This window comes from Aliiroseovarius crassostreae, assembly GCF_025137635.1.
Classification (GTDB): domain Bacteria; phylum Pseudomonadota; class Alphaproteobacteria; order Rhodobacterales; family Rhodobacteraceae; genus Aliiroseovarius; species Aliiroseovarius crassostreae.
The window spans coordinates 1,964,860-1,982,813 of the sequence record NZ_CP080772.1 but is presented as its reverse complement, the minus strand read 5'-3'; the positions used below and the strand labels follow the sequence as shown (position 1 = coordinate 1,982,813).

Annotated in this window: 22 protein-coding genes; 9 read left to right on the top strand and 13 right to left on the bottom strand. The window is 60.3% G+C overall.

Translation table 11 applies throughout. From position 1 onward, the window contains the following. The first annotated feature begins 4 nt into the window (after window positions 1-4). From K3J57_RS09450 to K3J57_RS09425, 6 genes are all read left to right on the top strand, one after another. Window positions 5-355 carry an Mth938-like domain-containing protein gene (locus K3J57_RS09450; RefSeq protein ID WP_259795554.1) on the top strand — a complete coding sequence of 117 codons (351 nt, stop codon included), beginning with the start codon at window positions 5-7 and terminating at the stop codon, window positions 353-355. Window positions 356-364: 9 nt separating this feature from the next. Further along, complete coding sequence (ccmA, locus tag K3J57_RS09445) at window positions 365-1,033, top strand: heme ABC exporter ATP-binding protein CcmA (protein WP_259777969.1); 669 nt, start codon at window positions 365-367, stop codon at window positions 1,031-1,033. Continuing rightward, window positions 1,030-1,686 carry a heme exporter protein CcmB gene (gene ccmB / locus K3J57_RS09440; RefSeq protein WP_055189618.1) on the top strand — a complete coding sequence of 219 codons (657 nt, stop codon included), beginning with the start codon at window positions 1,030-1,032 and terminating at the stop codon, window positions 1,684-1,686. Before ccmA ends, ccmB begins: the two co-directional genes overlap by 4 nt. 141 nt (window positions 1,687-1,827) lie before the next feature. Further along, window positions 1,828-2,565, top strand: coding sequence for a heme ABC transporter permease (locus K3J57_RS09435; protein ID WP_375542840.1), 738 nt, complete (start codon window positions 1,828-1,830; stop codon window positions 2,563-2,565). Continuing rightward, the gene (locus K3J57_RS09430; protein ID WP_173486642.1) at window positions 2,558-2,710 is read left to right on the top strand and encodes a heme exporter protein CcmD; all 153 of its coding nucleotides are present in this window, start codon (window positions 2,558-2,560) and stop codon (window positions 2,708-2,710) included. The genes K3J57_RS09435 and K3J57_RS09430 overlap by 8 nt, the downstream gene beginning before the upstream one ends. Further along, window positions 2,703-3,275 (top strand): DsbE family thiol:disulfide interchange protein, encoded by a 573-nt coding sequence (locus K3J57_RS09425; RefSeq protein WP_259774154.1) that lies wholly within the window; start codon window positions 2,703-2,705, stop codon window positions 3,273-3,275. Before K3J57_RS09430 ends, K3J57_RS09425 begins: the two co-directional genes overlap by 8 nt. Before the next feature lie 236 nt (window positions 3,276-3,511). On the opposite strand, the gene K3J57_RS09420 is transcribed toward K3J57_RS09425, so the two are convergent. Continuing rightward, window positions 3,512-4,222: an SDR family NAD(P)-dependent oxidoreductase gene (locus K3J57_RS09420; RefSeq protein ID WP_259795551.1), complete on the bottom strand. Its 711-nt coding sequence runs from the start codon at window positions 4,220-4,222 to the stop codon at window positions 3,512-3,514. Between the two features lie 212 nt (window positions 4,223-4,434). On the opposite strand from K3J57_RS09420, the gene K3J57_RS09415 reads away from it, so the two are divergent. After that, window positions 4,435-5,151, top strand: coding sequence for a DUF1223 domain-containing protein (locus K3J57_RS09415; RefSeq protein WP_259791011.1), 717 nt, complete (start codon window positions 4,435-4,437; stop codon window positions 5,149-5,151). A gap of 80 nt (window positions 5,152-5,231) precedes the next feature. Here K3J57_RS09415 and K3J57_RS09410 read toward each other — a convergent pair whose 3' ends face one another. The 4 genes from K3J57_RS09410 to purB form a co-directional block, all read right to left on the bottom strand. After that, on the bottom strand, window positions 5,232-6,125 hold the full coding sequence (locus K3J57_RS09410) for a lysophospholipid acyltransferase family protein (protein WP_055189611.1): 894 nt from the start codon (window positions 6,123-6,125) through the stop codon (window positions 5,232-5,234). 354 nt (window positions 6,126-6,479) lie between these two features. Next, window positions 6,480-7,592 (bottom strand): flagellar motor switch protein FliG, encoded by a 1,113-nt coding sequence (locus K3J57_RS09405; protein ID WP_259791008.1) that lies wholly within the window; start codon window positions 7,590-7,592, stop codon window positions 6,480-6,482. Window positions 7,593-7,689: 97 nt separating this feature from the next. After that, window positions 7,690-7,851, bottom strand: coding sequence for a hypothetical protein (locus K3J57_RS09400; RefSeq protein ID WP_259791005.1), 162 nt, complete (start codon window positions 7,849-7,851; stop codon window positions 7,690-7,692). A 66-nt stretch (window positions 7,852-7,917) separates the two neighbouring features. Beyond that, window positions 7,918-9,222: an adenylosuccinate lyase gene (gene purB, locus K3J57_RS09395; protein ID WP_259795549.1), complete on the bottom strand. Its 1,305-nt coding sequence runs from the start codon at window positions 9,220-9,222 to the stop codon at window positions 7,918-7,920. An 83-nt stretch (window positions 9,223-9,305) separates the two neighbouring features. On the opposite strand from purB, the gene K3J57_RS09390 reads away from it, so the two are divergent. Both K3J57_RS09390 and K3J57_RS09385 read left to right on the top strand, forming a co-directional pair. Beyond that, window positions 9,306-9,659 carry a hypothetical protein gene (locus K3J57_RS09390; protein ID WP_259791002.1) on the top strand — a complete coding sequence of 118 codons (354 nt, stop codon included), beginning with the start codon at window positions 9,306-9,308 and terminating at the stop codon, window positions 9,657-9,659. Then, the gene (locus K3J57_RS09385) at window positions 9,656-10,081 is read left to right on the top strand and encodes a DUF6314 family protein (protein WP_259791000.1); all 426 of its coding nucleotides are present in this window, start codon (window positions 9,656-9,658) and stop codon (window positions 10,079-10,081) included. Before K3J57_RS09390 ends, K3J57_RS09385 begins: the two co-directional genes overlap by 4 nt. 146 nt (window positions 10,082-10,227) lie before the next feature. Here the strand turns inward: K3J57_RS09385 and K3J57_RS09380 are convergent, their stop codons facing one another. The 8 genes from K3J57_RS09380 to K3J57_RS09345 form a co-directional block, all read right to left on the bottom strand. Beyond that, the gene (locus K3J57_RS09380; RefSeq protein WP_259797759.1) at window positions 10,228-10,632 is read right to left on the bottom strand and encodes a VOC family protein; all 405 of its coding nucleotides are present in this window, start codon (window positions 10,630-10,632) and stop codon (window positions 10,228-10,230) included. A gap of 127 nt (window positions 10,633-10,759) precedes the next feature. Then, a complete protein-coding gene (locus K3J57_RS09375; protein WP_055189604.1) occupies window positions 10,760-12,265 on the bottom strand; it encodes a replicative DNA helicase in 1,506 nt (501 codons plus the stop codon). 180 nt (window positions 12,266-12,445) lie between these two features. Further along, window positions 12,446-13,126, bottom strand: a complete 681-nt coding sequence (locus K3J57_RS09370; protein WP_259795547.1) for an orotate phosphoribosyltransferase — start codon at window positions 13,124-13,126, stop codon at window positions 12,446-12,448. Between the two features lie 124 nt (window positions 13,127-13,250). Continuing rightward, window positions 13,251-14,291 (bottom strand): dihydroorotase, encoded by a 1,041-nt coding sequence (gene pyrC, locus K3J57_RS09365; protein ID WP_055189600.1) that lies wholly within the window; start codon window positions 14,289-14,291, stop codon window positions 13,251-13,253. A 50-nt stretch (window positions 14,292-14,341) separates the two neighbouring features. Next, window positions 14,342-14,779, bottom strand: a complete 438-nt coding sequence (locus tag K3J57_RS09360) for a hypothetical protein (protein ID WP_259790991.1) — start codon at window positions 14,777-14,779, stop codon at window positions 14,342-14,344. 169 nt (window positions 14,780-14,948) lie between these two features. Beyond that, entirely contained in the window at window positions 14,949-15,899 is a 951-nt protein-coding gene (locus K3J57_RS09355; protein WP_259790988.1) for a phosphoadenosine phosphosulfate reductase, read from the bottom strand. A 237-nt stretch (window positions 15,900-16,136) separates the two neighbouring features. Next, window positions 16,137-17,183, bottom strand: a complete 1,047-nt coding sequence (locus K3J57_RS09350) for a glycosyltransferase family 2 protein (protein ID WP_259783906.1) — start codon at window positions 17,181-17,183, stop codon at window positions 16,137-16,139. Continuing rightward, window positions 17,184-17,939, bottom strand: a complete 756-nt coding sequence (locus K3J57_RS09345; protein WP_259790965.1) for an FkbM family methyltransferase — start codon at window positions 17,937-17,939, stop codon at window positions 17,184-17,186. Window positions 17,940-17,954 lie beyond the last annotated feature (15 nt).

The window sequence follows — 17,954 nt, the reverse complement described above, 5'->3', positions numbered from 1 at the left end:
CCCGATGCAATTCCATGAAGTCACGTTTGCGGGGGCCACCCCGGTGGATGGCTATGGCCCCGGTTTCTTTCGTGTGGGCGGTGAGGTGATCCGCGGCCCGATCCTGCTGACGGCAGAGAAGGTGATCAGCTGGGATGGCGAAGACGTGACCCCGCTTGCGGCCTTGGCCGGCGGGATCGACGTGCTGTTTTATGGCACCGGTGCCGAGATTGCCCATGCCCCCACCCCCCTGCGCGAGGCGCTTGAGGCGGCGGGGATCGGCATTGAACCCATGGCCACCGCCGCTGCCTGCCGCACCTATAATGTGCTTCTGGCCGAGGGGCGGCGCATTGCCTTGGCGGCCCTTCCGGTCTAAGCCTCTGGCATGACTGATTTGCCCCGACATACCGCCCGACTCGCGGCCGAGAACCTGACCGTCACCCGTGGTGGCGTGCCGATCCTGCAAGGGGTGGGCTTTTCGCTTGATCCCGGTGAGGTGCTGATCCTGCGCGGGCCGAACGGATCGGGCAAGACCACGCTTCTGCGCACCCTTGCCGGGTTGCAGCCCCCGTTGCACGGAGAGGTTCTGTCCGAGCCGGAGACCCTGACCTATGGCGCCCATGCCGATGGGTTGAAAGCCACGCTGACGGTCGAGGAAAACCTGCGTTTCTGGGCATCGGTGCATGGGCAGGAAGACATTTCCGGCGCGGTGGAAGGGTTCAACCTGGCCGGGCTCTTGAGCCGCCCATCCGCAAATCTTTCCGCCGGACAGAAGCGGCGCCTGGGACTGGCACGGCTGCTGGTGACCGGGCGTCCGATCTGGCTGCTGGATGAGCCGACCGTATCGCTTGACGTGCCTTCGGTCGGGCTGTTTGCCGATGCGGTGCGCGCCCATCAGGCGCGGGGTGGGGCGGCGCTGATCGCCACCCATATTGATCTGGGGCTGGACGCGGCAAGTTTTGATATCGGCCCTTATAAAGCGGATCCAACCACCGCTGCTGATCTTGCCCATTCCGACGGTTTTGACGATGCAGGTGAGGGGGCCTTCCTATGATTGCACTTCTGATCCGAGATCTGCGCCTTGCGATGCGCGCGGGCGGGGGCTTTGGCCTTGGGCTGGCGTTTTTCCTGATCGTGTCCACATTGGTGCCATTTGGCGTCGGGCCAGAGGGCGATATCCTGTCGCGCATTGCCCCCGGTATTCTGTGGGTGGGGGCGCTGCTTGCCTGCCTTTTGTCGCTTGACCGGATCTTTCAGCTCGACTTTGAAGACGGCTCGCTCGACCTGCTGGCCACGTCCCCGATCCCTCTGGAGGGGATCGTGGCAGTGAAGGCCTTGGCGCATTGGCTGGTCACCGGGTTGCCGCTGACGCTGGCTGCTCCGTTTTTCGGGGCGCTGATGCAGTTGGAAAGCCCGGGATTTTCATGGATTTTCGTCACGCTTTTGCTGGGCACACCCGCCCTTTCCATGATCGGTGCCTTCGGGGCTGCGCTGACCGTCGGGCTGAAACGCGGCGGGCTTTTGATGTCGCTTCTGGTGCTGCCGCTTTACATCCCGACGCTGATTTTCGGGGCCGAGGCCGCCACCCGTGGCATGGCCGGGTTTTCCGCCACCACGCCGCTTTTGATGATGGCGGGCATCACGGCGGGGTCCATTGCCCTGCTGCCATTTGCCGCCTCGGCTGCTTTGCGTGTTAATCTTAGATAAGCCTGAGATAAATCAAGTCACCCACTTGTGACCTGGGTTAATGTTGCGCCCAGACCTGCCACCGATTATGGGAGCCGTAGAGGAAACCCGATGACACAAACAACGACCAACCGTTCCGAAAAAAGGTCGCTGGGCCAGCGCATGAATGCGTTGTGGGAATATGCAAACCCGGTGAAATTCATGGCCCTGTCGGGCAAGGTGCTGCCCTGGGCCATTGCCCTGTGCGTCCTCACCCTTGTGCCGGGCCTGATCTGGGGCTTCTTCTTCACCCCGGAGGCGGCGAATTTCGGCAATTCCGTCAAGATCATCTATGTGCATGTGCCGTCGTCAACCATGGCGATCAACATCTGGGTGATGATGCTGGTGACCTCGCTGATCTGGCTGGTGCGCCGCCACCATGTGTCCGCGCTTGCGGCAAAGGCGGCTGCGCTGATCGGGGTGACCATGACGGTGATTTCGCTGATCACCGGGGCCGTATGGGGTCAGCCGATGTGGGGCACCTATTGGGCCTGGGATCCGCGCCTGACCTCGTTTCTGATTCTGTTCCTGTTTTACCTGGGCTACATGGCGCTTTGGGCCGCGATCGAGAACCCGGATACAGCGGCTGACCTGACCTCTGTCCTCTGCGTTGTTGGGTCGGTCTTTGCGCTTTTGTCGCGCTATGCGGTGAATTTCTGGAACCAGGGCCTGCATCAGGGCGCGTCCCTGTCGCTTGATAAGGAAGAGCACGTGGCCAATGTCTATTGGCAGCCGCTTGTCCTGGCGATCATCGGGTTCGGTTTTCTTTTCGTGGTGCTTTTGCTGATGCGCACCCGCACCGAGATCCGCCGCCGCCGCCTGCATGCCCTGATGGCCCGTGAAAGGATGATGGATGCTTGAGCTTGGAAAATATGCGGACGCGATTCTGTGGTCCTGGGGACTGACCCTGGCCCTGGTGGGCGCGTTGATTTTTGTCACGATCCGGTCGGGCCGCAAGGTGAAGGCTGACCTGAATGCCGCTGAGGAGCGTCGTAAAAATGGCTGAGAAAAAGAAGATATCTCCTCTGATGATCCTGCCGCCACTGTTGTTCGCGGCCCTTGCAGGCATGTTCCTGTGGGGCATGTCAAACGGCAAAGACCCGCGCGCACTGCCCTCGACCCGCGAAGGGGGCACGGTGCCCGCGCTGAGTGTGACCCCGCTGGGAACGGGGGTTGAGTTCACCGAGCAGGACCTGAAAGAGGGCGGTGTGAAACTGGTCAATTTCTGGGCCAGCTGGTGTGCGCCCTGCCGCGCGGAACATCCGCAGCTGGAAACACTCGCCCGCGAAGGCGTGACCATCTATGGCATCAACTACAAGGACGAAGACACCAAGGCCCTGCGTTTCCTTGAAGAGCTGGGCAACCCCTATGCCGCGTTGATGGCTGACAAGAAGGGGCGCACCGGCCTGGACTGGGGGCTTTACGGCGTGCCGGAGACCTTTGTGATCGACAAGGACGGGGTGATCCTGAAACGTTTTGCCGGCCCAATCACCGAAGAGGTGCTCGACAGTATCATCCGCCCGGCAATTGCCAAGGCAGGAGAGGTGCAGAGCTCTGACGCGGGTAGCTAAAGCGTTTGTGCTTACCTGAAACAGGGAAAAGCCCACACGGCGTAAGAGATATCACTTCCCTGGGCGTTTCAGAACAAACCCGTGTTTCACGCCTGTTCCCAAACGCGTTACGCCGCGAGGTGCAGCAGGATCAGAAACCCGGTAAAACCGAGGGCTTCGATGATAGGAAAGGGGATATGTCGCAGAAGACGCCGCATATCCCCTTTTTGCATCCGAAGCTTAAGATATGGTGAGTGTCAGAGACGGTATCCGCCAGAAACCGTCAAAACCTCACCGGTGATGAAACCGGCAGCGTCGCTCAGCAAAAATCGGGTGGGTCCCACCATATCAGATGGCAGGCCATTTCGTGCCAGGGCGGTGTTCGCGCGGACCTCAGCCTGCAACGCATCCGGACGTGGCGCATGGGCGCTTTCGACCGGGCCCGGTGCGAGGGCATTGACCCGGATCCCGCGTGGCCCAAGTGTCTTGGCCTGCGCCTTGGTCATGGCCACCAGCGCCGCTTTGCTCGCCGCATAGGCGCCTGCGGTTGCGGGGGGCGACGCGGCATTGACGGATGCAATGTTCAGCACGGCAGAACCGTTTGGCATATGCGGCAGGGTCGCGGCGAGAATGGCCGCGGGGGCGGTGACATTGACCTGATAAAGTGCCGCATGCTCTGCCGGGTCCACGCTGTCGCAGGCCGTTTCGGTGACCCGGCCTGCATTGTTCACGATCGCGTCGATCTTTCCAAAGGCGGATATGGCCAGTTTGACCACCTCCGCAGGCTCTTCGGCATTGGTGAAATCGGCGCGGATGGCGAGGCTGCCGGGATGTTTGACTGCAAACATCTTGCCCGCTGTTTTATCTGAAAAATAGGTGATGATGACGTGATGGTCGCGCGCCAGATCGTCGGCGATTGCGCGCCCGATGCCGCGCCCCCCGCCGGTGACGAGAACGGTTTTACGCATGTGTTCCTCCTGTTCGCCTGTCGTGGATAACAGCTTGCCCTTCTCAGGAAAACGCAAATCCGATTTGTGCCGCTGGCTGGCCCGGGGGGATGCCCCGCAAGCGTGGCTATTTCGCCATGCTGCAAACTGTAACAAAACGCTCGCAAAACCTTGATTGGTCCCGGAGGGTGGCCTGCGCTATTACGGGGTAAGACGAAAAAAGAGGTGTCCGAATGCGGGTGATTTTTGGGGCTGCTATGGCCATGGTAATGGCGGTTGGGGTGGCCACGGCGCAAGATCGGTCGTTGATGGTGGTTGAGCTGTTTACCTCACAGGGCTGTTCCTCCTGCCCGCCGGCGGACCGGCTGCTTGCCGATATGTCCGACCATCCCGACCTGCTGCCGCTGGCGTTCCACGTGGATTACTGGGACTATATCGGCTGGAAAGACACCTTTGCCCAGCCGCAATTCACCCAAAGGCAGGAAGGGTATCGCCGGGTTGCGGAAGCCCGTTACAAATACACGCCGCAAATGGTGATTGGCGGTGTGACGCAGGTGGTGGGCAACCGTCCGATGGATGTTTTTGCAGCACTTGACGATCACCGGGATCGAATGGGGCAGGTGATGTTGTCCTCTCGCGAGACGGATCAGGGCATGGTCGTTCTGGCCAAAACGGTGACCCATGCGGCACTTGAGGCCGAGATGGTTGCGCTTTTGGTGCGTTTCACCCCCTCGGAAATGGTGACAATCACCCGTGGGGAAAATGCCGGACAACAGATTGAATACACCAATATCGTGACCGAACTGACCCCCCTGACAACATGGGACGGGGCGGGGGAGCTGGAACTGACCTTGCCGGTTCTGGAGGATCAGGCCGCAGCGCTGGTGCTTCAGTCGCTAACCCCCAAAGGGTATCCGGGGCCGATACAGGCGGCCATTCGGCTGAAGTGACCAGCGCGCGCGGGCCGTAAGAGATGCCACTGTCGTGGGGGCTCGGAATAAACACGTGGTTCAGTTTTGCCCAAAACGCCTTAACTGCCGTCCTGACGGCGGGCCGGAATGTGCCAGCGGTTATGAACCCAAAGGAACTGCCCCATATTCTGACGAACCTGTGCTTCCAGACTGTCATTGATGGCCTGCATCATCTCGTTGGGATCACCATGCGGGATCGGTTCTTCGATCACCATGTCGAAATCGACCCCGTTGGCGCGCCGCACCCCATAGGCGCAGAACAGATGTGCGTCATATTTCAGGGCCATCTCCGCCGCTGAAATCGGTGTCAGCGCGTCCTGTCCGAAAAACTTCAACCGCTCGCCATCATTGGCGCGCTGGTCGGCAAGGATGGCGATCATGTTGCCGGATCTGAGATGCCGCAACATGTCGGCCAGACCTCTGCGCCCCTGAGGAAAGACCGGCTTGGCCACGGTTTCCAGTGCGCGGCGATAGAACATGTCGAAATATTTGTTGGTAAAGGGGCGATATAGCCCCCCGATCGAGAACCCGTTCTGAACCATGGCAAGGCGCATCACGTCGTAATTCCCGAAATGCCCGGATACGCCAATGATCGGGCGTCCCGCGTCGCGTGCCTTGAGAAGGGCCTCAACCCCCGGACCTTTCAGCTCCAGCTTGCCAAGATGGCGCACGAAATCATCCGAGGAAAACAGCTCCGCCAGCACCCGCCCCGCGTTGTTGGGCACCTCGCGTTCCAGACGGGCCACTTCGGCAGGGGGCATGTCCGGAAACACTTTCAACAGGTTGTTGCGCACCCGCTTGCGATACCCGGCTATGGGGGCGACAACAGCGGATGTCAGCCAGCCAATGGTGGCGATGCGGGTTGTGTAGGGCAAAAGCCGGGGGAGACCAAGAACCGCGCGAAGGCCCAGATAGGCAAGATAGGCCTTGGGTTCAAATTTCGTTTCGGCCATGGGATCCCTTTATTGCACTAAACCTTTCGAGATCAGGTTGCATAGCAGCATACTCTCGAAACGCACGAAACATCGACATGGCATGGGCGTTTCTACTTATTATTGTGATCTAACAATATGTAGAAACGCTTTATCCAATCTGACGGGCAGATTGCCGCATTCTTTCCATGGTATAAAAGCGGCTCTGGCAAAGGGCAAGCTGTGGGGTGGTTTGTGCAGCGAAGGAAACGCGTTTTGACTGGGGCGGGGTGTTTTGGTTTTGACCGGAGACCGGGGGAAACTGAAACACGGGGAGGTCTCAAACCTGCTGGCGGTTCAGGACGTGGAACCGACACAGGGTGATCGCGAAATGCCCTACTCTTCATCCTCCGCGATCAGAAGAATTTCTCCCGCGCCTTCCATCTCTCGGATGCGCGAGATAACGGCATTCATGGCAGCCTCGCCATCTGCGGCTTTGACCTTGCCAAGGCTTTGCATTTCTTCGCGGATCTGCTCTGCCATGCGTTTCGACATGGCCCCGAGGATGAACTCGGCCGAGGCTTCCAATTCGCCGGTTGCAGCCGTCAATGCCGTGATCAGCACCGCCTGATCAATATCCTTGGTGATCTTCGGCACATCGCGCGGGTCGATGCGGGCGGGAATATTGGCGAAGGTAAAGATCGCCTTGCGCACTTCCTCGGCAAAGACCTGATCTTCTTCGTCCAGCCCGTTCAGCACATCGTCGCGGGTGGCCGCGGGGGAGAAGTTGAGGATCGCGCCGACGCGTTCCACCGGCCCGTCAGAGAAGGCGCTGACAGGTTGAGCATCAAGCTGCTCGGCCAGAGACCGGCCAATTTTATGCACCACTTCCGGCGAGATATTTCCGGTCAGTGAGACCGCATAAGCCACTTTTCGCGCGCGCGGGCCGGGCAATTGCCCCAAAAGCTCGGCCGCCACAGAGACTTTGAGCTTCGACAGCAGAACCGCGGCCACTTCGGTGCTTTCCTCTTCCAAGATGGGCAACAGCTTCTTGGGGTCGATCCCTGCAATGGTTTCCCACGGATTGCCCGTGATCTTGACGCCAGCATTTTTGCGCACGCGCGCGATCATGGTCGGGTCCAACGTGCCATCGAGAATGTCCAACGCCCCTTCCAGCCCGCCGGGGAAAGCAAGACCCACCTCCTGCATTTCGCTGATGAACTCTTCGACCACGGCCGCCACGGTGCCTTTGTCGATGAGGCGCATTTCTGACATGTTTTCAATTAGATCGCTCTGCATGGCCTCAGGCAGGCCGGAGAGGGGAAGCTCCGCCCCTTCTGCAAGCAAAAGGCGGATGATGATCGCCGCCTTTTGTTTCTTGGACAATTGTCGGGGCGGGGACATGAAGGGGGGCTGCCCCATGGGGGCACCTTTTGGCATCACGCCAAATTCCGGCAGCTCACCGGGCAAAACCACATCATTGTCCATCGGTGTAAGCGCGTTGTTCAAGGCCTGCTCCTCAATCCCGTCTTGCGGGCATTGTGGCAGAGCGATGTTAACAGCCGCTTACCCCCTGAGAAGAAACTGCAATTCGGCAGGCCGGGTGTCAGCTCGACACCACCGGCACGCAGGTCTTGGCATCCTCATTCCACTCATGCCCCGCCAGGCAGCTTTGCGCCTGTTTTTCATGCTGTTCGCAGGCATAGGCAGGGGTGAGAAACGCGGTGACGGTCAGGACGCACCCAACCAGACATCTCTTAAAAAACATGGGGCCCTCCTTGGTGAAGGGCCCCATGATAGCACGGAACACGATTTTTTCGAAATCGGGTGGTGGTTATTCGCCGAACACCCGTTTGAAGATCGTGTCGACATGTTTGGTGTGATAGCCCATGTCGAATTTCTCGTTGATCGCGTCGACACCAAGAGCTTCAACCACGGCTTCATCGGCCAGCAGCAATTCGCGGAAGTCCAGACGTTCTTCCCAGACCTTAAGCGCGTTGCGCTGCACCATCGAGTAGGCATCTTCACGCGACACACCGGCTTGGGTCAGGGCCAGCAACACGCGCTGCGACATGACCAGACCGGGGAATTTGTTCATGTTGTCCAGCATGTTGTCGGGGAAGATCAGCATCTTGTCGACCACACCGGCCAGGCGGTGCAGGGCAAAATCCAGGGTCACGGTGGCATCCGGCCCAATGCCGCGTTCAACCGACGAGTGCGAAATATCGCGTTCGTGCCAGAGCGCCACGTTTTCCATCGCCGGCACCACGGCCATGCGCACCAGACGGGCCAGACCGGTCAGGTTTTCGGTCAGGACCGGGTTTTTCTTGTGCGGCATGGCGGATGAGCCTTTCTGGCCCATCGAGAAGAACTCGGCGCCTTCCAGAACCTCGGTGCGCTGCATGTGGCGGATTTCCACGGCGATGTTTTCGATCGACGAGGCAATCACACCCAGCGTGGCGAAGAACATGGCGTGGCGGTCACGCGGGATCACCTGGGTCGAGATCGGCTCGGGGCGCAGGCCCAGCTTCTCACAGACATGTTCTTCAACGGCGGGGTCAATATTGGCGAAGGTGCCAACCGCGCCGGAAATCGCGCCGGTGGCCACTTCCCAGCGGGCCTTTTCCAGACGGTTCTTGTTGCGGTCCATTTCGGCGTAGAAACGCGCGAAGGTCAGCCCCATGGTGGTGGGTTCGGCGTGGATACCGTGCGAGCGGCCCACGCGGACCGTGTCCTTGTGCTCCAGCGCGCGTTTCTTCAGGGCGGCCAGAACCTTGTCCATCCCATCAAGCAAGATGTCAGCGGCGCGCACCAGCTGCACGTTCAGGCAGGTGTCCAGCACGTCGGATGAGGTCATGCCCTGGTGCACAAAGCGCGCCTCTTCCGAGCCCACATGTTCAGCGAGGTGGGTGAGGAAGGCGATCACGTCATGTTTGGTCACCGCTTCGATCTCATCAATGCGGGCGACGTCAAACTCGACATCTTTGGCTTTCCAGACGGCATCGGCGTTTTCGCGCGGGATCACGCCCAGATCGGCCATGGCGTCGCAGGCATGGGCCTCGATCTCGTACCAGATCTTGAACTTGGTTTCGGGCGACCAGATGGCGACCATTTCGGGGCGGGAATAGCGTGGGATCATGTCACGGCCTTTTTTGCGTTGTGGCTCCGGTTGGCGGTGTCATAGACTGCTGCGGTGCGGCAGATCAAGAGAAGGGGAGGCAGATGGGGCGGATTGCGGTGCTGTTAGCGACAATCATGCTGGGAAATGTCCAGAATGCGCAGGCCGGGGACGCTTTTCTGCCCATGCGTGGGGATGAGATTCGCGCCGCCCTTACGGATGCACGTGTGGTGTATTCCGGCAAGGATCAGGGTCGCTGGCAACTGTTCCACGCCGATGGGCGCACGCTTTACGTGGCCGGCGCAGAGAGCTGGGGGCGGTGGTTTGTCAAAGAGGATCAGTATTGCTCCTCCTGGCCGCCTGCATCCCATGTGGACTGCTATGACATGCTGCGCGCCGGGGATCAGGTGCGCTTTGTCGGCGTGCGTTGGGCGATTTATGAAGGAGGGATCAAGTGACGCTGCAACTTTCCGATTTCGAAGGCCGTTGGCACCTGACCCGGCGGATAGAAGATGCCAAGGCAGGCAGCACCGGATGTTTCGAAGGGGTTGCCACGTTCACGCCGGATGCGGAGGGGCTGCGCTATGACGAAGCGGGAGAGCTGCGTCTTCCCGCCGGTCCAAACGGCCCGACGGCCATGCAGGCCACCCGCCGCTACCTCTGGCGGCCGGATGCGGATGGGGTGCTCGTGCTGTTTGAAGATGGGCGGGATTTCCACCGTATAGGCCTGTCGGGGGATACCGCCACGGGGTTTCATCACTGCCCCCCTGACGATTATGAAGTCAGTTATAATTTCTCGCGCTGGCCAGACTGGCGCGCCACATGGCGCGTCACCGGCCCACGCAAGGATTACATGATGATCACAGATTTTCGCCGCTGACCCGGCTTGCTGCGGTCCGGCCCCGCGCCGCCGGGGGCTGAGCCACGGCCAGTCGCCGGGGCAGCGCTGCCACTTTTTTCTTGTCTTAAATATCCCCGCCGGAGGCACCGCACATCACGCCTTGGCGCAGGTGGCGGAATGGGCGCTCAATCGATCACCGTCACGCCCTTTTCCGGATGTGCCCGGTAATGGGCCAGACGGGTTTCGAGATCCCCCAGATGCAGCTCCAGCCGATGCCCGTCCGGATCAAGGAAATAAAGCGACGCGCCGTGTGAGCTGTTCTCCTGCCACAGCGCGGCCTGCGTCTGGATGCGATCGGACAGGGCCGCAAACTCAGCCGCTTCACAGGAAAAGGCAAGGTGGGTGTAATCTGTGCGGAAGGGGATGTCGTCCGCCGTTTGCATCAGGCATAGCCAGATGTCCCCCAGCTCCAGATAGGCGCCGCCAGCCCAGTGGGCGCGCAGGGTGGCGCCAAGCAGGTCACGATAAAACCCGACGGACCGGGCGAGGTCGGAGGTGGCCAACGTGATGTGGTTCAATCCTGTCACCACCATCCGTTGTCCTGCCTCCTCCTCATGGGCTGTCTTGCCCTACTGCTCTCTGGCCGCCGGATCGTTCGCCGTGGCCATCTGCTCGATAGAGGGTCCGTGAGTGGAAGCCCTCACCTGTGTTGGGGCGTCAGAACTGCTGATCCGCCCCCTGCTGCCATTCCTTGACCAGATTGCCAAATCGGGTAAAGCGCGCCTCGAAGCTCAGCTCCACCGTGCCAATCGGACCGTGACGCTGCTTGCCCAGAATCACCTCGGCCTTGCCATGCAGGCGCTCCATCTCTTCCTGCCATTCGGCAATCCGGTCCAGCTCGTGATCACCGGGTTTCTCACGCTCTTTGTAATACTCGCCGCGATAGACAAACATCACCACGTCGGCATCCTGCTCGATCGAGCCCGATTCCCGCAGATCCGAGAGTTGCGGGCGTTTGTCATCCCGGCTTTCCACCTGACGAGACAGCTGTGAAAGCGCAATCACCGGGATGTTCAACTCTTTCGCAATCGCCTTCATCCCCATGGAAATCTCGGCAATCTCGTTCACGCGGTTGTCGGCCATGCCGCGACACAGCTGCAGATAGTCGACGATCAGCAGGTCCAGCCCGTGGGTCCGTTTCAGACGCCGCGCCCGCGCGGCCAGTTGCGAAATGGGCAGGGCCGGGGTGTCGTCAATGAAAAGCGGGCAGCTTTCCAGATCCTTGGCGGCCTGCACCAAGCGGCGGAACTCATCCTCCTGGAAATCCCCCTGACGAATGGTGTGGGATGAAATCTCGGCCGCCTCTGCCAGAATCCGGCCCGCGAGCTGTTCGGCCGACATCTCAAGCGAGAAGAACCCGACCACGCCGCCATCAATCGCCCCTTCCGACCCGTCCGGTTTCAGCCCCTTTTTATAGGCTTTGGCAACGTTGAAGGCGATGTTGGTGGCCAATGAGGTTTTCCCCATCGACGGACGCCCGGCCAGAATGATCAGGTCAGACGGGTGCAGCCCGCCCATCTTTTTGTCGAGGTCAATCAGCCCGGTGGAAATCCCGGCCATGCCTCCGCCGCGCTCATACGCGGCATTGGCGTTTTGCACCGCACCGGTGACGGCCTTGAGAAAGGATTGAAACCCGCTGTCGACCTGTCCGGCCTCGCCCAGCTTGTAAAGCTGCTGCTCGGCCTCGACGATCTGTTCCTTGGGTTCCGAGGAAATATCGACCTTCGCGGCCTTGGCGGAAATATCTTCCCCCAGCCGGATCAGCTCACGCCGGATCGCCAGATCGTAAATCATCTGCGCATAATCGCGCGCCGCAAAAGAGGAAATCGCAGCCCCGGCCAGACGCGCCAGATAGGCAGGCCCGCCCAGTTCCTTCAGACCCTCGTCATCTTCCATGAACGCCTTCAGCGTGACCGGAGAGGCCAGCGCGTTCTTGGCAATGCGGCTTGCGGCGATTTCATAGATGCGCTGGTGTACCGGCTCGTAGAAATGGCTGGAATTGATGATCGAGGCGACCCGATCATAGACGTCATTATTGGTCAGGATGGCGCCCAGAAGCTGCTGTTCCGCCTCGATATGGTGCGGCAGGATGCCCTGCACCTCGTCCGGGCGCGCATCTGTTGCAGCGGGCAGGTTGCCCGGTATCGTGCTGATCTCGTTCATGCCTCTGTCCCTCGGCGGAGCGGTGGCAGCTCCCGTCGGGGGGAGTATTACCCCCGATCCCTGCCTCAACGCAAAATGTATGTTTCTGTGAACAATCTGTGGATAAGTCAAAGCACCGGCAGGACCCTACCATATTTGGTGGGATCCTGCAAAAGGGTGCCTAAACTTGGTGGGTTCGGGTTAGCCTTCCATCCGCGCGGCCTGCCAGGCGCGGGGGTCTTTCAGGAACCGCTCCACCTCGTCCAGCGTCTCGGTTGAAAACGCTTCCTGCGCCTTCGCCTCCGCCAGAACATCCCACCAGGTGCACAGGTGGATAAGCTGAACGCCATGATCGGACAGGGTTTTCTCGGTCTCGGGGAAAATGTCGTAATAGAATACAACGGCGGTGGCGCCGCAGGTGGCGCCGGTGTCGCGAATCGCATCGACAAATGACAGTTTCGATCCGCCATCGGTGGTCAGATCCTCGACCAGCAGCACGCGCTGCGCTTCGGACATGGCCCCTTCAATCCGCGCGTTCTTGCCATAGCCCTTGGGCTTCTTGCGCACATAGGTCATCGGCAGGGCCAGACGTTCAGCGACCCAGGCCGAAAAGGGAATGCCCGCAGTTTCGCCACCCGCGATATTGTCAAACGCCTCGAACCCCGCTTCGCGCATGATCGTCACCGCCATGAAATCCATGAGCGTTGAGCGGATGCGCGGGAAAGAGATCAGCTTGCGGCAGTCGATATAGCTGGGCGAGGGCAGACCCGAGGCCAGTGTGAACGGCTCATCCGTGTTGAAATTCACCGCGCCGATCTCAAGCAGCATACGGGCTGTCAGGCGGGCAATTTCGTCTTTGGCGGGGAAGGCGGAAGGGATCATGTGGCAGCGTCCTGTTCGTGTGTCTCAAACTCCCCCGAGATTTGCTCCCGGCCCGAAGGGGGGGCGGTGTCGCACCCGACCTGGGGGGCGGCCGGGTGCGACGCGGATCAGGGATCCGCTCTGTTCAGGTCTCTACCGACCAATGCAGCGGGAAGCCCGGATCAAACACGGTGATCGGGCCGGCGGCACTGTCGATTTTGGTTGGGTAGGTGACAGGTGCCCCCTTGCGCAACGTGATTGTGGCCGCGTTGGCGGGCAGGCCGTAAAAGGCCGGACCATTGAGCGAGGCAAAGGCTTCGAGCTGGTCCAGCGCGCCCTCTTCCTCGAACACTTCCGCAAGGCAGGACATGGTATTTGTCGCGGTGAAACAGCCCGCACAACCACAGGCGCTTTCCTTGTTCGGGTCCGTGTGCGGGGCGCTGTCGGTGCCAAGAAAGAAGGTGGCCTCGCCAGAGGTTGCCGCCTCTCGCAGCGCCAGGCGATGCTCTTCGCGTTTGGCCACCGGAAGGCAGTAGTAATGTGGCTTGATCCCGCCCACGAGGATGTGGTTGCGGTTGATGATCAGGTGGTGCGTGGTGATCGTCGCCCCCAGATTGTCGCCGCCGGCGCGCGCGTAATCGACACCGTTTTTCGTGGTGATATGTTCCATCACCACGCGCAGATCGGGATGGGCGTGGCGGATCGGATCCAGCACCCGGTCGATGAACACGGCTTCGCGGTCGAAGATGTCGATGTCGTGGTCGGTCACTTCGCCATGAACGCAAAGCGGCAGGCCAATCTCGGCCATCTTCTCAAACACCTTTGCCACCTTGGTGAAATCCTGCACCCCCGAGGCCGAGTTGGTGGTGGCCCCGGCGGGGTAGAGCTTGACCGCTTTCACCAGACCGGACGCATGGGCGCGGGCCACATCCTCGGGGTCGGTGTCTTCGGTCAGGTAAAGCACCATCAGCGGGTCAAATGTCATGCCCTCGGGCAGCGCCGCCATGATCCGACCGTGATAGGCCTGGGCGTCGTCAAAGGTCACCACGGGGGGGACAAGGTTGGGCATGATGATACCACGGCCAAAATGGCGTGCGGTTTCGGGCAGGACGGCGTTCAGCACCTCGCCATCGCGCAGGTGCAGGTGCCAGTCATCAGGGCGGCGGATTGTCAGAGTCTGGGTCATCGGTCCCGTGATTAGACCAAGCCTGTCACGCTGGGAAGGGCTTTATTGCCTCAATCCCCGCGCAGAGCCTCAGAAAACAGGTCTGGCGCCCCGAACTCTTCCCCGTCCGGACGATACCGCAGCCCTTTGCCGGAAAAGAGCCCCAACCGTCGTGCCGGACGCTCTGTTGGCAACACGCAGACGCGGGTCTGTTCTCGTGTCGCAAAGAACCTGGGATTTGACTGGATGGCCGGGGGCAGCAACGTGGTATCAAACACCTTGCTGCGGGTGGTTTTTATCACCACGCGGTGCAGGGGACCCTCGCGCGCATCCGGATCGGTGCAGCACAAAAGGTGGTGGCGCAGCTCCGCCTCTCGTTTTCTGAGGCGAGAGATCTGGCGGCGAATATCGGCCAGTTCCTCGGCCGGGTGCAGGGGGAAAAGCGGCAGATCCCGGGGAGTTTCCGCATTGATCGGTGTGCCGCTGAACGGGTGACATGTCTGTTCCATGCGGCCAGATTGCACGAGATTTGATTAAAGTGTTTCGACTTATTATTGAGACACAACAATGAGGCGAAACGCCCGAAACCTACTGATGTTGCGGGCGTTTCGAAATCACCTTGTGTCTCAAGTTCATCTCGAAACGCTTTAAGGTCTGGTAAAAGGTCGTGTCAGAAGATCAGGCATCTTCGAGGATGCGCTCGGCCTCGGTCAGTGCCTTGCGGAACCTGGGGGCGCCGCGCCGTTCGGTCACGTGACGTGACAGGGCGGCCACCAGACGGGGGCGGTCTGTCTGTTGCAGCCGGTCCAGCAGTCGGCGCAGATAGGGCAGGTGGGTGCGGCGGTTGCGCAGGATGTTTCGCGCCACATGGGGGGAGAGCTGGCCCTCGGTGGCGGCTTCGATCATCTGCGGCAGGGCAGCCATCGACCACAGCTCCTCCACCAGCGTGTCGCCCATGTGGCGGCAGGTCAGGTGGTGAATGTGCTCGGCCTGAAACAGGCTGGCATGCATTGCATCCTCGGCATTGGCCGGATCATGTAAAAGATAGACAGCCTCGGCGCCTTCGACCATGTCGGGGGCATAGCCGTAACGGGTGGTGAAATCGGTGCGGCGCATCTTGGGAAAACGTCGGTCCCAGGCGACGCGGGTCATGTCGAGTGTCGCCTGCGGGGAAATGGCGATTACCGTCGCCCCCGGCGCGGCCACGCTATAGGCGCAGGCGGCGTAGCCACTGGGGCCAGCCCCGTAAAACACGACCTGATCGAAATCTTCGAAAAACCCGTCATCCACAAGCCGGTCGAAATAGCCATAAAGGTCCGGGTCGCGAAACCAGCTTTCCTCATGGGCAAGGATGCAGAGATTGGACCACCCGTTTTCTTCGGCAAGATCCCAGCCCAGCGGGCGGGCCTCTTTGCTCTGGCGCACGGATTTGGCGGTTTCGAATGTGACCACCAGGGTTGGGCCGTCATCGGTGAGGATGGCCGAGTGGCGCTGTCCGACAGGTTCGAAATAGCCGCGCTCTTCGCCCATTTCGTCAATCATACTCAGCCACTTGTCAAAATCCACCCCGGCGAGATCACACTCGCGCTGGTCGCGCTCATCTGCCTGGGTCGGGGTGTCGTCCATCATACTGATACCTTTGGCTCGGCCATCCTTAAAGCGTTTCGGGATAAACTTACGATACACGTTTATCCTGAAACGCCCACAACATAGATCTCTCTTGCGGCGTTTCGGTTTGCCCTTTGTCAGGTTGAAACCGAACCGCTTTATAGATGTGCTAAAAGGTAATGCGGGCGGGATTGGGTATGCAATGGGGCAAAAAGGTGAAATGCCGGGTGCGATTTCGTGACTGTCCCGGTCTGGTGGTCAATCCCATCCACCGCGGGCATTTTGTGCATGCTTAAACAGCTCTCGCGCCAGTTTCAGGGGCAGCGGGCGCGCCGGGGGAGACATCATCAACCGCCCCATCAGGGCGCGATTGGGTTCTTCTGCCATCAGGGCCTGAAAGCGGGTCTTGCGCCAGTCAACCGCCTGGGCATGCAGCGTTGCGAGGGTGGGATCGCTGCGATAGCGCCCAAGATGCGGATCGCGCAGCCCGTCGCAGGCCCGGATCGAAAGGTCCTCGACATCGCTCCAGTTGCGTTCGGTCCAGTAATCCAGCCCCAGCAGGTCACCGTCATGCACCGCGCGCCCCCGGGCCCGTTTCAGCACATAGCTTTCCATCGCCCCAAGCGCATAGTGATTGATCTGTGCAAGCCCGTAATTGGCCTGTCCAAACGGGGAGAAGATCTGACCTTTCTGGAACCTCTGGTCCATCTCGCGGCCCTGGCCGTCAAACCAGCGGGTGTGCTCGACCTTGCCATCAACCGGGTCGCGCGGGCGATGCACCCCCAGTTTGCGATAGGCCCCGGTGTTGCGATAAAGGGTTTTGAACATGAAGGCGCGCCAGGGCCAATACATCACTTCGGGCGCGGCGCGGGTGAATTGTTCGCTCACCGGCCGGTCCTGATAGCGCAGCACCCCTGCATTGCCGAAAAGCCGCCATGTGAGCGGGATCGCGTCGGCCTCGGGCAGGGCGGCCCAGAGCGATGACAGGCTGTGATCCCCCACATGGATGTTCACAAACTCATCAATATCCAGCGTCATCAGCCAATCGGATTGCTGCACCAGCGGGTGTTTGTCCGCCAGCTTGTAGCCGGTCCACTGGATGCCGCCATTCCCATACGGCCCGTCATTGCGGATATGGATCAGTTCGCCCATATCCTGCAGCCGGTCCAGCATCGTATCCGTGCCGTCGTCGCAATCATTGGACAGCACCAGAAAATCGGTAAAGCCAATGCCCCGGTGATGGGCCAGCCATTCCAGCAAAAACGCGCCTTCATTGCGCACGCACAGGATGGCGGTGGCGCGCATCTACCAGCCCTTCTTGAAGGTCACGACCTTGGCGTTCGAGTGGCGCGGGAAATAGGTCAGCCCGGCCTTGTGCATGGTGTCAAACACGGTCTGCACCCCGGTTTGCCCGATCCATTGCGGATGCAATTCGATCACGGCGGCCCGGAGACCACTAAGATCCGCCCCGGGCAGAAGGTCTGCCTCGGCCCCTTCGATGTCGCAAACCAGCACCGTTGGTTTGAGCTCTTTCAGGACCGTGTTGAAATTGCGCACTTCCACGTCGACCACATCGGTCACTTCCGCCTTTTCCCCTTTGGGGTTTTCCTCAAGCGAACTGGCAAGGAAGTTGGAGCGCACATAGAATTTGGCCGCCCCTTTGCGCTTGCCCAAAATGGCATTGTGGATATGCGCGGTTTCGACGCCGTTCTCGCGATACACCTCTTCGATATAAGGGATCATATGCGGGTTGGCCTCGTAGGCATGCACCTCTTTCACCTTCATTTTGCGGGCCATGAAGGTGGACATGAACCCCATGCCGGCGCCCAGCTCCAGCACCACGTCGTCGCGGTTGACCGTGGCCTTGACGGCGTCCGCCTCGCGCTCTTCATAGGCGTTGGACCGCAGGGCGCGGCGGCGGGCCGGTGTCAGGTAACGGGGATCATTGGGAAAGCGCATGCCGCGGGATTTCACATAGCGCGGCCCGTCATCGGGATATTGAATGACCGGTTTGGGGTCAGGTATCTGCGGGTTGTGTTCTGTCATTTTTTTACTGCTCATTTTTATCACCCCCTT

Bases quoted from the DNA above. Each gene is read 5' to 3' on its own strand.
- K3J57_RS09450 (WP_259795554.1), top strand. From the start codon at position 5: ATGCAATTCCATGAAGTCACGTTTGCGGGGGCCACCCCGGTGGATGGC.
- ccmA (WP_259777969.1), top strand. From the start codon at position 365: ATGACTGATTTGCCCCGACATACCGCCCGACTCGCGGCCGAGAACCTG.
- ccmB (WP_055189618.1), top strand. From the start codon at position 1,030: ATGATTGCACTTCTGATCCGAGATCTGCGCCTTGCGATGCGCGCGGGC.
- K3J57_RS09435 (WP_375542840.1), top strand. From the start codon at position 1,828: ATGAATGCGTTGTGGGAATATGCAAACCCGGTGAAATTCATGGCCCTG.
- K3J57_RS09430 (WP_173486642.1), top strand. From the start codon at position 2,558: ATGCTTGAGCTTGGAAAATATGCGGACGCGATTCTGTGGTCCTGGGGA.
- K3J57_RS09425 (WP_259774154.1), top strand. From the start codon at position 2,703: ATGGCTGAGAAAAAGAAGATATCTCCTCTGATGATCCTGCCGCCACTG.
- K3J57_RS09420 (WP_259795551.1), bottom strand. From the start codon at position 4,222: ATGCGTAAAACCGTTCTCGTCACCGGCGGGGGGCGCGGCATCGGGCGC.
- K3J57_RS09415 (WP_259791011.1), top strand. From the start codon at position 4,435: ATGCGGGTGATTTTTGGGGCTGCTATGGCCATGGTAATGGCGGTTGGG.
- K3J57_RS09410 (WP_055189611.1), bottom strand. From the start codon at position 6,125: ATGGCCGAAACGAAATTTGAACCCAAGGCCTATCTTGCCTATCTGGGC.
- K3J57_RS09400 (WP_259791005.1), bottom strand. From the start codon at position 7,851: ATGTTTTTTAAGAGATGTCTGGTTGGGTGCGTCCTGACCGTCACCGCG.
- purB (WP_259795549.1), bottom strand. From the start codon at position 9,222: ATGATCCCACGCTATTCCCGCCCCGAAATGGTCGCCATCTGGTCGCCC.
- K3J57_RS09390 (WP_259791002.1), top strand. From the start codon at position 9,306: ATGGGGCGGATTGCGGTGCTGTTAGCGACAATCATGCTGGGAAATGTC.
- K3J57_RS09375 (WP_055189604.1), bottom strand. From the start codon at position 12,265: ATGAACGAGATCAGCACGATACCGGGCAACCTGCCCGCTGCAACAGAT.
- K3J57_RS09370 (WP_259795547.1), bottom strand. From the start codon at position 13,126: ATGATCCCTTCCGCCTTCCCCGCCAAAGACGAAATTGCCCGCCTGACA.
- pyrC (WP_055189600.1), bottom strand. From the start codon at position 14,291: ATGACCCAGACTCTGACAATCCGCCGCCCTGATGACTGGCACCTGCAC.
- K3J57_RS09360 (WP_259790991.1), bottom strand. From the start codon at position 14,779: ATGGAACAGACATGTCACCCGTTCAGCGGCACACCGATCAATGCGGAA.
- K3J57_RS09355 (WP_259790988.1), bottom strand. From the start codon at position 15,899: ATGATGGACGACACCCCGACCCAGGCAGATGAGCGCGACCAGCGCGAG.
- K3J57_RS09350 (WP_259783906.1), bottom strand. From the start codon at position 17,183: ATGCGCGCCACCGCCATCCTGTGCGTGCGCAATGAAGGCGCGTTTTTG.
- K3J57_RS09345 (WP_259790965.1), bottom strand. From the start codon at position 17,939: ATGAGCAGTAAAAAAATGACAGAACACAACCCGCAGATACCTGACCCC.